The organism is Micromonospora sp. S4605, assembly GCF_003176715.1.
GTDB classification, from domain to species: domain Bacteria; phylum Actinomycetota; class Actinomycetes; order Mycobacteriales; family Micromonosporaceae; genus Micromonospora; species Micromonospora echinaurantiaca.
In genome coordinates this window covers 18,673-31,043 of record NZ_QGSW01000267.1, presented here as the reverse complement: position 1 = coordinate 31,043, position 12,371 = coordinate 18,673, and the positions used below count along the sequence as shown (strand labels likewise).

The 12,371-nt window shown below is 68.8% G+C and carries 12 protein-coding genes and 1 pseudogene; 9 read left to right on the top strand and 4 right to left on the bottom strand.

Features of this window, described 5'->3' with window-relative positions:
• The first annotated feature begins 86 nt into the window (after positions 1-86).
• Positions 87-1,256: a low temperature requirement protein A gene (locus DLJ47_RS24135; protein WP_109903030.1), complete on the top strand. Its 1,170-nt coding sequence runs from the start codon at positions 87-89 to the stop codon at positions 1,254-1,256.
• Between the two features lie 236 nt (positions 1,257-1,492).
• Here DLJ47_RS24135 and DLJ47_RS24125 read toward each other — a convergent pair whose 3' ends face one another.
• Positions 1,493-1,744: a low temperature requirement protein A gene (locus DLJ47_RS24125; RefSeq protein WP_109903026.1), complete on the bottom strand. Its 252-nt coding sequence runs from the start codon at positions 1,742-1,744 to the stop codon at positions 1,493-1,495.
• A gap of 386 nt (positions 1,745-2,130) precedes the next feature.
• Here DLJ47_RS24125 and DLJ47_RS24120 point away from each other — a divergent pair, with 386 nt between their 5' ends.
• From DLJ47_RS24120 to DLJ47_RS24090, 8 genes and pseudogenes are all read left to right on the top strand, one after another.
• Positions 2,131-2,340 (top strand): hypothetical protein, encoded by a 210-nt coding sequence (locus DLJ47_RS24120; RefSeq protein WP_109903024.1) that lies wholly within the window; start codon positions 2,131-2,133, stop codon positions 2,338-2,340.
• Between the two features lie 378 nt (positions 2,341-2,718).
• Positions 2,719-3,762, top strand: a complete 1,044-nt coding sequence (locus DLJ47_RS24115) for a fatty acid desaturase family protein (RefSeq protein ID WP_109903022.1) — start codon at positions 2,719-2,721, stop codon at positions 3,760-3,762.
• A gap of 72 nt (positions 3,763-3,834) precedes the next feature.
• Positions 3,835-4,566, top strand: a complete 732-nt coding sequence (locus DLJ47_RS24110; protein WP_109903020.1) for a GAF and ANTAR domain-containing protein — start codon at positions 3,835-3,837, stop codon at positions 4,564-4,566.
• Between the two features lie 151 nt (positions 4,567-4,717).
• Positions 4,718-5,518 carry a SigB/SigF/SigG family RNA polymerase sigma factor gene (locus DLJ47_RS24105; protein ID WP_109903018.1) on the top strand — a complete coding sequence of 267 codons (801 nt, stop codon included), beginning with the start codon at positions 4,718-4,720 and terminating at the stop codon, positions 5,516-5,518.
• Between the two features lie 102 nt (positions 5,519-5,620).
• The gene (locus DLJ47_RS24100) at positions 5,621-6,178 is read left to right on the top strand and encodes a DUF5994 family protein (protein ID WP_342447645.1); all 558 of its coding nucleotides are present in this window, start codon (positions 5,621-5,623) and stop codon (positions 6,176-6,178) included.
• Positions 6,179-6,655: 477 nt separating this feature from the next.
• Positions 6,656-7,857 (top strand): annotated as a pseudogene (locus DLJ47_RS24095) (IS3 family transposase); the annotation flags it as partial.
• Positions 7,843-8,424, top strand: coding sequence for an acyl-CoA dehydrogenase family protein (locus tag DLJ47_RS36385; RefSeq protein ID WP_199235989.1), 582 nt, complete (start codon positions 7,843-7,845; stop codon positions 8,422-8,424). The pseudogene DLJ47_RS24095 and the gene DLJ47_RS36385, both read left to right, overlap by 15 nt.
• Before the next feature lie 344 nt (positions 8,425-8,768).
• Complete coding sequence (locus DLJ47_RS24090) at positions 8,769-9,869, top strand: ArsO family NAD(P)H-dependent flavin-containing monooxygenase (RefSeq protein ID WP_233257989.1); 1,101 nt, start codon at positions 8,769-8,771, stop codon at positions 9,867-9,869.
• A gap of 42 nt (positions 9,870-9,911) precedes the next feature.
• On the opposite strand, the gene DLJ47_RS24085 is transcribed toward DLJ47_RS24090, so the two are convergent.
• The 3 genes from DLJ47_RS24085 to DLJ47_RS24075 all read right to left on the bottom strand — a co-directional run bounded on the left by DLJ47_RS24085 (position 9,912) and on the right by DLJ47_RS24075 (position 12,239).
• A complete protein-coding gene (locus DLJ47_RS24085; protein WP_109903014.1) occupies positions 9,912-10,532 on the bottom strand; it encodes a hypothetical protein in 621 nt (206 codons plus the stop codon).
• Positions 10,533-10,534: 2 nt separating this feature from the next.
• The gene (locus DLJ47_RS24080; protein WP_109903012.1) at positions 10,535-11,533 is read right to left on the bottom strand and encodes an inorganic phosphate transporter; all 999 of its coding nucleotides are present in this window, start codon (positions 11,531-11,533) and stop codon (positions 10,535-10,537) included.
• A gap of 61 nt (positions 11,534-11,594) precedes the next feature.
• Positions 11,595-12,239: an arsenate reductase/protein-tyrosine-phosphatase family protein gene (locus tag DLJ47_RS24075; protein ID WP_233257988.1), complete on the bottom strand. Its 645-nt coding sequence runs from the start codon at positions 12,237-12,239 to the stop codon at positions 11,595-11,597.
• Between the last annotated feature and the right edge of the window lie 132 nt (positions 12,240-12,371).

The following is a 12,371-nucleotide window of genomic DNA, read 5'->3' as shown; positions in this document are numbered from 1 at the left end:
CCTGGAACGATCTTCTGGCGTAGACACCCGAAAGATCATCAGAAGTCGCGCTCGTCCCACAACTTCAGCTCTGTCCGGTCCTCAACCTGGACAGAACACCTCAAGCCGGAACAACGCCGGGGCCGTGGGTATTCGCCCTGATCACGGTCACTGAGCGGATCGTGGTGGACCTTTCCAGCCAGAGTGCGACGCTGCGCTGGCTGGCGCTGCTGCACGGGCTCGTGCTGGCCCTGCCGATGCTTTGGCTGTGGACGACCACCGCAGAGATCACCAGCCGGTTCGATCCGCGGCACCGCTGGATCCAGCTGATGATTCTGGTCAGCGCGTTCGGTCTGCACTTCATGTCGACGTCCGTGCCGGACATGTTCAGCGGACGTGGCGCAGGCTACGCGGTGCCGTACGTGTTGTTGCAGGTCGGGCGGCCGTTGCTGCTCCTGTCGGCGTTGCGGGGGAACAAGGCGGTACGGGCGTCCTACGCCCGCAGGGGCGTGTGGTCCGCGGTCTCAGCCGTAATCTGGATCGGCGGAGCGCTGGTACGCGGGGAGTACCGGGTCGCCCTGTGGTCGGTCGCCATCGCTGTCGATCTGCTCGGGGCTCGACTGAGCTGGCGGGCGCCCGGCATGCGGGAATCGACCGGCCGCGCGTGGGCGGTGGCGGGCAGCAGCAACCTGCCCGACCGGTACCAGCAACTGTTGTTCCTCGCCGTCGGAGAGACAGTGCTGTCGGCGGGACTCGTCTACGCTGTGCAACCAGTCACTGTCGCTGCGACGGCGGGCTTCGTGGTGGCCTTCCTGTCGACCGTGCTGCTGTGGCGCATCTACTTCTACCGCGCCGGGAAGGTCTTCGCCGATGCCATCTCAATGTCGACGGACCCGGCGGCCGCCGCCCGAGTGGGCGGTGCGGCTCACGTGCTCCTCGTGCTCGGCATCGTCGCCATGGCTGCCGGCTCCCAGATCGTGCAGGAACATCCCGGGGGGCACACGCAGCCGGCCTGGCTCGCGGTGATCCTCGGCGGGCCGGCCCTCTTCCTGATTGGCCGTCTTCGGCTGGAACACGTCGTCTACAACCGGATCTCCTCACGCCGCCTCGTCGGCATCATCGTGCTGCTCCTGCTCGCGCTTCCGCTGGCCTTCGGCCCACCACTGGTCGCCGCCACCGCCGCCACCGCCGTACTGTTCGGCGTCGCCCTCGCGGACGCCCGACAAGCCGCCGGTCGCCCCTTGGAGGCACCATCCCCGCCACCCAGATCCAACTGACCACCGACCAACGCAGGGAAGTGTCAAGTTGACGGCTGATCTTGGTTGTTGAGTGGCCAGGGTGAGCCGGCCGCCGGCGTGCAGTCGCGCCGTGCGGCCGCGCAGGGCGGCGACCAGGAAGATGCCACGCCCCACCTGGACCGTCACGTAAGCGCCCGCGAAGGCGAGCGCGTGGTCGGAGAAGGCGTCGGGCAGCGTGCCCGCCATCAGGATGGTTCCGAGCATGGCCCAGAGCGTCATGGGAAGATCGGGGGCCGCTGCGCGTGGTAGAGGGCGGTTGCCAGCGCGGTGATCGACCAGACCCACCAGATCGCCCTCAGCAGCACCACGGTCTGAAAGGCCCCGACAAGACCGAGATTCTGCGCCAGGGTTCGTGACGTCAGGGCGAGCGCGGCGACGAACACCAGGTCGAGGAACAGCTCCAGCAGGGCTGCCAGCTGAGGCCCCTCGCGCTCCCGGCCCAGCCCTACCGCTTGGTCGATCGTCATCAGGTCCCCGTCTACTGACTCCGGGTCTTGAGGACCGGAGCGAGGACTGCAGTGGGGAGCCGGCCGAGGCGGGTGGCGAGGAAGCCCTGCCCGATTCTAGGAGGCACCGGGCTCAATAGGGGCGTATTGCCGGCTGCGGATAGCGGCGTCCGGCAGCAGTGCAGATCCGCGCTGTGAGGCGTACGGTGAGTACGTCACCCGGGCCCCCGGTGATCGCCGGGTGCCGTCGTGACTAGCCCGCTCGGGCGTTGACCCTCGTCATTCCCATCCTGACAGCCGCTCGTCGTGCCGGCTGATCGCCAACCACGTCCCGGTCGCCAGCTGCGGTCAGCCGTCCCCCGACGGTGGCGGATCCGACCAGCGCGTCTGCACCACCGTCCGCGAGCATGATCATCGCGGACGTCTTTCCAAGGGAGCATCCCATGATGATCGCCAGGCACCGGATCGTCAGCATTCTTCGCGACCGCGGCCAGCAGGTCAGGGCCGACTGGGTCGAGCGCGAACTACCGGAGCGGGTGGACCCCGAAAAGCACACCGGACTGCTCGCCATTCTCCATGTCGATCTGGCCGATCTCGCCGACGCGCCGTCCCCGTGAGGGTCGCTCTGTCCGGAGCATCCGCCGAGCGCACCCTCGCGCCATGGTGCCCTCGTGCTCCGGGGCAAATCACGCCAATCCGCTGCAGCGGATGGAACCGATCGTCGAAAATCCGACGTGAGAGGCGCGCCAGGGTCAGCAGCCCACGCGGGTCCGACCAGGCAGCGAGTGCACTCTGACGTCGGAATCGGTGAGCCAACGGATCATGGAGCTGCTCAACAGCAACAGAGGGCGTGGCCCGATGCGGCGCGGCCGCCGTGGCACGGCGAACCCCGGCACGCGGCGGCGCACCATGAGCGCATCGCCTGCTGACCGGCTGCCCGAGCCACCGCCGCTGCGACCAGCCAGCGGAGAAGGATCAGCGGGGGAGCAGCCATTATGAGCGATACCAGCCTCGGCGCCGAGCGGCAGCGGGGCAGCGACTACGCGGACCTGTCGCGGCTGGTCCGCACCGCGGGTCTATTGGAGCGGCGGCGGTGCTACTACGCGGTGCGCATCGGCCTGGTCGTCGGTTGCTTCGCCGGACTGTGGGCGCTGTTTTTCCAGCTGGGTGAATCGTGGTGGCAGCTCGGCGTCGCAGTGGCCCTGGCGGTGGTCCTCGCGCAGGCTGGCTTCATCGGCCACGACGCGGGGCACCGGCAGATAGCCCGCACGCGCCGGGCGAACGACCTGGTCGGCATCGTGCACGGCAATCTCTTGACCGGGATCAGCTACGGCTGGTGGGTGGACAAGCACAACCGGCATCACGCCCACCCCAACACCGTAGGCAAGGACCCCGACATCACCGTGGCGCCCTTGTCCTTCACCGCCGACCAGGCCCGGCGACAGCGCGGCATCGGCGCACTGGTGGTGCGCTACCAGGCGTATCTGTTCTTCCCGTTGCTCCTGCTGGAAGGCCTGCACCTGCACGCCAACAGCGTGAAGGCGATCCTCGGGTCGCGCCGCATCGCCCGCCGACCCGTCGAAGCGGGACTGCTGGCCCTGCACCTGGGCGGTTACCTCGCCGCCGTGTTCCTGCTCCTGACCCCGGCGCAGGCGATCGCGTTCATCCTCGTCAACCAAGGCGTGCTCGGCGTCTACCTCGGCTGCTCCTTCGCTCCGAACCACAAGGGCATGCCGATCCTCGGCGACGACGACAACCTCGACTACCTGCGGCGACAGGTCCTCACCTCCCGCAACGTCCGCGGCGGGGTGCTCCTTGACATCGTGCTCGGCGGGCTGAACTACCAGATCGAACACCACCTGTTCCCGAGCATGCCGTGTCCCAACCTGCGCCGCGCAAGACCACTGATCCGGCGGTTCTGCGCCGAGCACAACATCGACTACCACGAAACCACGCTGGGCCGCTCCTGGGCCGAGGCATTGCGCCACCTGGACGACGTCGGATCCCCCGCGCCTGCGACCGGCGGCACCCCGCGCTGAGCCGCTGTGCCGCCCGGTCAGTCCCTCTACTTGACATCGAAGAGGGACTACCGTGTGCCGAGGGTGAGTGACATGGCCGAGATCCAGTTGTCCGACGTGTTCGTGGAAATGGCTGACACACTCGTCGACGATTTCGACGTGACCGAATTCCTGCATGTGCTCGCCGACCGGTGCGTTGAACTGCTGGGCGTCTCGGCGGCCGGGCTGTTGGTGACCGACCAGCAGGGCAACCTTCAGGTGGTGGCGGCCTCATCCGAGCGCACCCGGCTGCTGGAGTTGTTCCAGCTGCAGACCGACCAGGGGCCCTGCCTGGACTGCTTCCGCACCGGCCAGCCCGTGTCGGCGATCGACCTGCGGGCCGCCGACCACCGCTGGCCCCGGTTCACCGCCGCCGCAGCCGAGGTCGGCTTCACCGCGGTACACGCTCTGCCCATGCGCCTACGTTCCGAGGTCATCGGCGCGCTGAACCTTTTCGACACCCGCCCGGGCGCGCTCGACGAAGGCAAGGTCCGGATCGGGCAGGCCCTGGCGGACGTGGCCACCATCGGGCTGCTTCAGCAACGCGCCATCCACCACCGCGACGTCCTCACCGAGCAACTGCAGACCGCACTCGACAGCCGAGTTCTAATCGAGCAGGCCAAGGGTGTCCTCGCCGAGCGCCTCCGGGTGGACGTGGGTGAGGCTTTCGCGCTGTTGCGTGCGGGCGCCCGCAGCCGTAACCGACGGCTGGCCGACCTGGCTCGGGCGATCGTCGACGGCTCCGAGCAGTTCGTGCCAGGTACGGCAGCCGACCTGTCCGCCTGACTGCGCGGTCAAACCGGCGGGGGCCTGCGCTGTCCCGCCCGGCCGGCGTCCAGTGGTGCGGACCGGCGCGATGAGGCGTACGGTTAGGTTGTCGCCCGGGCCCCCGGTGGCCGCCAGTTCCGCCGCCACCAGCCGTAAGGGGCGTTGAACAATGGTCATCCCCACCGCGACCGCGACTGCCGCTTCCCGACATCCGCCGATGGGTGACCCGCCGGCGACGAGCGAGCAGATGTTGCGTCGACACGCCGCCCTGAGCCGCGACGATCCGGATCGCACGAGACTGCGGACCCGGATCATCGAAGGCAATCTGCCGCTGGCCAGCCGCCTGGCCCGTCGATACAGCGGCCGCGGAGAGCCCTACGACGACCTGGCCCAGGTGGCAGCCCTCGCCCTGGTCAGAGCCGTCGACGGTTTCGACGCCCGACGAGGCGTCAAGTTCTCCAGCTACGCGGTCCCGACAATTGTCGGTGCCCTCCGCCGGCACTTCCGCGACACGACGTGGGCGATGCGGGTCCCGCGCCGCGCCCAGGAACTGAACAGCATGGTGCGAGCCGCCACAGCTGAACTCACGCAGCGACAGGACCATCACCCGACCACCGCCGAACTCGCCGACCACCTGGACGTGAGCGTCAACGACGTCCTGGCCGCCCTCACCGCATCGCAGGCATACCGCCTAGCGTCGCTGAACGCGCCCCACCACAAGGCCGACGACACCGAGACCATAGAGCTCATCGGCGCCGTCGATCCCGGGTACGCAGGCGTCGACGATCACCGGACGCTGCTGCCGCTGCTCGCCAAGCTTTCCCCCCGTGAGCGTCGGATCCTCGCCATGCGGTTCTACCGCCACATGACCCAGGCGCGGATCGCCACCGAGGTTGGAATATCGCAGATGCAGGTGTCCCGGTTGCTGAGGCGTGCGCTAACCCAGCTCAGGGCCGGGATGTCAAGCTGACGGTCGCCGTCTTGGCCGACCGTCGTCCGGAGGAGAGCGCCAGACGCCGCCCAGACCCGCCGAAAGCGACCCGGGCGCTGATGCACCGAAGGGACGGAAATTATGATCCGCGCTATCCCCGACCGCATGACGTGGGTCTGCACCCGTGAGCCGCCAACGGCACGCCTGCGGCTGGCCGACCCGCCGTCCAGTCGGGCTCAGCTCGACGGCGGTTGGTGGCCGACCTCACGCGACCCGGTCGTCGAACTGTGCAGCCTGGTCACCGCGCTCACCGCCCAGCGTGGCGGCGTGATCGAACGGATCATGCTGGATCCGGCAGCCTGGGACCGACATCCTCGTCGCATCGGTGTCGGCGGCGTCGTGGTGCGGGTGGGATGGTTCACCACCCTCGGCACCGGGCTCGTGATCGTCACCGGCCGGCGGGATCTGCGGATCGACCTGGCCGTGACAGCGCCGGAGACCACGCACGACGTGGCGATGGCGGCCATGCTCGCCGCTTCCAGTCCCGCCGACACCACCCGCGGCGCCGGCATCCTACCTACTCCGCAGAGTCCTCCCTCCCCACGGTTGGCGCGCCCCGAGGATGACGTAGACGCCTGGGAGAGCGAAGGCGGACACCTGCGGTTCGATCGACACCCCACAGCACCGGTCGGGACCTGAACGGCCATCCGGTCCGGGCCGGGAGGCACGGGGTCCGGGACCTCGGTTCGAGGTCCCGGACCCCGAAGCCGTCACTGACAAAAGGCCCGAAGAGCGGAGCGACCACATGGAGTTCGACGTCACCATCGAAATCCCAGGGACGCGCCACAAGTACACCGAGAGTGCGCGCCGGGGAGCCCTTTCCCTCGATGCGATGATCATAAATAGTCAACTACGTACCCAGACGGCGATTGCCTAGTACCAAAACGTCACTTGGCAAGGACGACCTCAACGACGTCTTGGGCGAGGTTCGAATCCCGCGCGATCCGGGGCAGGTGCCAGCCGGTCGCAAACTGGTGTTCGTGTGCTCCGGGGGTGGCCCTGGGCTGGGCGAACAGGGATGCGGGTGGCGTGGGTGAACGTGGGCCACTCCCTGCCACCCCAGGTGTGAACCGCCCCGGGGCTGGTAGAGACCTCTTTGCTTGAGAGGATCTGACCATGCCGAAGCAGCACCCAAGAGACCTGCGGGAGCGGGCGGTGCGTCTGGTGCTGGAGCACCGGGGCGACTACGCCACCGAGTGGGAGGCGATCGGATCGATCGCGACGAAGCTGGGGATCGGGTCGGCTGAGACGCTGCGTAAATGGGTCCGCCAGGCCGAGGTCGACGCCGGGCAGCGCGCCGGGGTCACCAGTGACGAGTCGGCGGAGTTGCGCCGGTTGAAGCGGGAGAACGCCGAACTGCGCCGGGCGAATGAGATCTTGAAGGCCGCGTCGGCTTTCTTTGCGGCCGAGCTCGACCGGCCACAGCATCGCTCGTAGCGTTCATCGACGCTTACCGGGAGCAGTTCGGCGGGGTCGAGCCGATCTGCCGTGTCCTGACCGGCCACGGCATGAAGATCGCCGCCAGCACCTACTACAAGGCCAAGGCCATGCCACCGTCGGCGCGGGCGGTGCGCGATGCCGAAGTCACCGCCGAGATTCGGCGGGTGCATCAGGCCAACTACGGCGTCTACGGGGCCCGCAAGATCTGGGCCGCGTTACGCCGCGATGGCCAACCGGTAGCCCGATGCACGGTCAGCGGCTGATGCGGCAGGCGGGACTGACGGGCGTGGTGCGGGGCAAGAAGATCCGGACCACCATCGCCGACCGCGGCGGTGAGCGGGCGCAGGATCTGGTGCAACGGGACTTCACCGCGCAGGCGCCGAACCGCTGTTGGGTCGCGGACTTCACCCACGTGGCCACGTTCGCCGGCGTGGTCTACGTGGCGTTCGTCGTTGACGTGTACTCCCGGGCGATCGTCGGCTGGTCCGCGGCCACCACCAAACACACCACCCTGGTCCTGGACGCCCTCGACATGGGCCTGTGGCGTCGAGACCGCGACGGCCGGCCCGTCGAGGCAGGGCTGATCCATCACTCAGATGCTGGATCGCAACGCGTCGTTCCGGTTCACCACTCACCTCGTCGAGGCCGGCATCGACGCGTCCATCGGCACCGTCGGCGATGCCTTGGACAACGCGCTGATGGAATCCACGATCGGCCTCTACAAGACCGAGCTGATCAAGCCCGGACGGCCGTGGCGCAGCCTCGGCCAGGTCGAACTGGCCACCGCCGAATGGGTCGACTGGTACAACCACCACCGACTGCACTCCGCCCTGGGCTACCTGCCACCGACTAAGTACGAATCGATGTTCTACGCTCACCACCAACCCGACCAGCAAGCCCTGGTCACAGTTCGAGGACTCCACCAGACTCGGGGCGGTTCAGAGCTGTTCTTCGATGAGGTAAGGGTGCCGGTCGCCAACCTGCTCGGCACCGAGAACGGCGGATTCGCCCAGCTGATGCAGCAACTGCCGCAGGAGCGGCTGGTGATCGGGGTCGTCGCGGCCGCCACCACGGAAGCAGCGCTGGCCGAGACGATCGACTACGTCAAGCAGCGTGAGGCGTTCGGCAAGCCGCTGATCGCCCTGCAGAACACCCGGTTCGAACTGGCTGAGTGCGCCAATCTCGCGCGCGTCGGACGGGTCTTCGTCGACTCCTGCATCGAACGGCATCTGCGCGGCGAACTCGACGCCGCCACCGCCTCGATGGCCAAGTGGTGGCTCACCGAGGTGCAGTGCCAGGTGATCGACCGGTGCCTGCAACTGTTCGGCGGCTACGGATACACGCGTGAGTACCCCATCGGCCGCCGGTACGCCGACGCCCGCGTGCAGAAGATCTACGGCGGCACCAACGAGATCATGAAGGAACTCATCGCGCGGACGCTGTAGACGGCCGGCAGCAAGTGGCGTTGCACGATCTCGGCCTTGTACTCCGGCGTGACCGACCGACGAGGCCGAGGTCGCTTCTTACCCATGCTCACCATGATGCTGGACATCCTCCAGGGACCTTCCCGCTCCTGATCTCGGATCTCCGCCAGAGCGGGGTCGAACCCAACCTCGCATCGCCCCACGTGCGACGGCTGCGACAGCGACCGGTGCCCCCACGTCACCGGCACCGCATCTCACCCCGCCGCCTGGGTTCACACGGCCGCTGGCGACAGCCGCTGACGCGGCCCGGACTAAATGACATAGCGGCACCTGCCCTCTGTCCTCGAGCCCTCGGAGCGCTCGGCATGATGATCGGCGGACACAAGGAGGTGCCGCGTATGGCCGAGTCGTGTGACGTCGTCGTGATCGGTGGCGGTCAGGCTGGCCTGGCGGCGGGCTACTACCTGCGCCGCGCCGGACTGGACTACGTCATCCTTGACGCTCAGTCCGAGCCCGGTGGGGCGTGGCGGCACGGCTGGGACGCGCTGCGTCTGTTTTCTCCGGCCGAGTACAGCCCGCTACCGGGATGGGGCATGCCGCGGCAGGACGGCGAGGATTTCCCTACCGCAGAGCACGTCGTGGACTACCTGCGCGCCTACGAGCAGCGTTATGACCTTCCGGTTCGCCGCCCGGTTCGAGTGCACTCGGTGCGGTCGATGGATGAACGGCTGGCGGTAGACACCAGTGCCGACCCTTGGCTGGCCCGGTACATCATCTCCGCGACCGGCACATGGGAGTGCCCGTTTGTGCCGGACCTGCCGGGACGAGATGCTTTCGCGGGACGGCAGCTACACACAGTGGACTACACCTCGCCGGAGGCCTTCCGGGGGCAGCGCGTGGTAATTGTCGGCGGAGGTAACTCCGCGGCGCAGATCCTGGCCGAGGTGTCCCGGGTCGCCGACACCACCTGGGTCGCCCTGCGCCCTGCGCGGTTCATGCCCGACGACGTCGACGGCCGTGTTCTGTTCGGCGTTGCCACCCGGCACGCCGCCGCCGGAGCTGGCGGTGGTGTCGCCGACCTCGGGGACATCGTGATGGTGCCCAGCGTTCGCGACGCACGCGACCGGGGCGTCCTGCACGCCCGGCCCATGTTCCAGCGGCTCACCAAGCGTGGCGTCGCCTGGTCGGACGGCACGGAGCAGCACTGTGACGCGGTCATCTGGTGCACCGGCTTCCGACCAAATCTCGCGCATCTGGAGCCGCTGGGGTTGCGACCAAGCGACGGCGCGGTGGCCACCGTGGGCACGCGGTCGGTCGAGGAACCTCGCCTCTACTTGCTGGGGTACGGCGACTGGACCGGAACCGCGTCCGCCACCCTGGTGGGGGCGGGCCGTACCGCGAAGGCCACCGTCGCCGACATCGTCGGCCGGCTCACGGAGAGGCACGGCAGCAATCCCGTCGGCTGATGGGACTACCACGCCTCGGCGGGTCGGCTCGGGACCGGACGGCTACGACATGCGCTCGCGTGGGCCCAGGACGACCGGTGCGCGCTCGCTGGAACGCGGCTGCTGAACGCGCCGCGCCCAGTCCCGTCGGGCGGCCGGATAGGTCACTGTCACCGCGGCGGAGAACACCTGCAGCAGGGCGCGGTCCCGCTCTTTGGCGGGGAGACGACGCACGGCCATGATCATCGCGGTGATGGCCTGTTGCGCGGGGCCGCGCGCGTAGAGCCACGCGGTCAGCCGGACGATCCACGCCGAGCGCGGCTGACGTTGCGCCGCCGCACGCCGCACGGCCCGACGCAGATGCCGCTGCAGCGTCCTGGAAGGGCGGGGGAGGCGCTGCTGTGTGACCGTCAGACAGGTACTTACCAGCCGGGGTGCCAGGCGGGCCGGGTCGCCGGCGCGGCCGACGAGCGTGCCGGCCAGCGGCACGAGGGCCTGCCGGCTGCTGTCGCTGAGGGCGTCGTTGACCACCCTGGCGATCGTCGCCAGGGTCGGGTCGGTGCAGCGGGGATGGTCGCTGAAAGGCTCTCCTGCGATCAGGGAAACCAGCTCCATCAGGCAGGCGCCGTCCTCGGGCGTGAGGTGGGTTCCGGGGCGCAGCGGGGGCAACGACGGGAATGTCATGGTCAGATCACCCGGCCAAGCGCGACGAGAAGGAGGTAGGTGGCAGCGGCGGTGAGCGCGGCGCCGGGAAGGGTCAGGATCCAGGCGCCGAGGATGGTGCGGGCGACCTTCCATCGCACGGCGGACAGGCGCCGGCTGGCGCCAGCGCCGAGGATGGCCGAGGTGATGGTGTGGGTCGTGGAGACGGGCAGGTGCAGGGCCGCGGTGGTGTAGAGAACGGTCGCGGCGGTGATCTCCGCGGCGAACCCGCTGGAGGGTTCCAGGGCGACAACACGTCGGGACAGGGTGCGGATGATGCGCCAGCCGCCCGCGTACGTGCCCGCTGCCATCGCGACGGCGACGGAGAGGATCACCCACAGCGGGACGGTGAAATCCGATTGCCAATCGACGGTCACCAGGGCAAGCACGATGACACCCATGGTCTTCTGCGCGTCCTGCAGGCCGTGCCCGAGTGCCATCGCGGCGGCGGACAGGGTCTGCGCGCGGCGCAGTCCCCGGTTGGCCGGCCCGGGAGCGACGCGGCGCAGCGTCCACAGGATCGCGATGTGCAGCAGGTACGCGACGACGAAACCGATCAGCGGGGATACGACCATGGGGATGACGACCTTGTCGAGCACCCCGTCCCACTTGACGGTGGTGGCGGCGGCGATCGCCGCGCCGACGAGACCGCCGATCAGGGCGTGCGACGAGGATGACGGCAACCCGAAATACCAGGTGAGCAGGTTCCAGCCGATCGCCCCGACCAGCGCGGCGAAAACGACGAGGAGTCCTTCCTCGCCGGTGGGGGTGGCGATGATGCCGGCGCCGACGGTCTGCGCGACCCCGGTGCTGATTAGCGCGCCGACGAGGTTCATGACCGCCGCCATCCCCAGCGCGACGCGGGGTGTCAGCGCCCGCGTGCCGATGGAGGTGGCAATGGCGTTCGCCGCGTCGTGGAAGCCGTTGGTGAAGTCGAAAGCCAACGCGATGATCACGATGGCGGCCAGCCAGGCCAGCTCCATGGGTCGTCCTCGTCGTTCTTGCCCGGCTGTGCCGGAGGGGTGGCGTGCTCGCCCGCCGTGGTCAGGTGTTGTCGCTGGCCCTGACGGCAGGGGCGAGCCGGTCGATGCGGTCGGCGAGCTCGCGGTAGGCGGCCTCGAACGCCTCGTCGGTGTCGGCCGGTGCGGGGTCGGCCACCGACCAGTGCAGGTGTGGGGCCTCGTTGCCGAGGTTCTCGTGCGCGTTGTCGCATACCGCCACGACGAGGTCGTCGGATCGGACGACGTCGGCGACGTGCACCGGGCGGGGGTGCGCGACCACCAGGCCGTGACGCTCTGCCGTGCGCAGGGCGCGGGGATGTACGCGCGGTGCGGGATCGGTGCCGGCCGAGGCGGCGGGGACGCTGCTGCGGTGCGACCACAGCGCGGCGGCGAGCTGGGAGCGGGCGGAGTTGTGCGTGCAGACGAACACGACGCGGGGTGCGGTTCGGGTGGGAGCGGGCAGCAGGTCGTTGAGCATCTCGGGCACCAGCCGCACGTAGGTGCGACGCCTGTCGCCCTCTGATCGGTGCCGTACCACCAGACCGCTGTCCTGCAGCACCTTGAGGTGGTGCGCGGTCAGGTTGGTCGGCATGTCCAGGGAGCGGGCCAGCTCCCCGGGGGAGGCGTCACCGACGAGCAGGGTGTCGATGATGGCGAGCCGGGCGGGATCGCTCAGCGCCGCATGCATTCGGGCCCTTACCTCAAGGGTCTTCCGCTCACCTGTCATTGACTCAATTTCCTTCGACTCAACCTTTGTTGTCAAGTATCGTTGCTTCCGAGAGCGAAGCGGCGGGCTCGCACGGACCACTTCGTCCGGTTT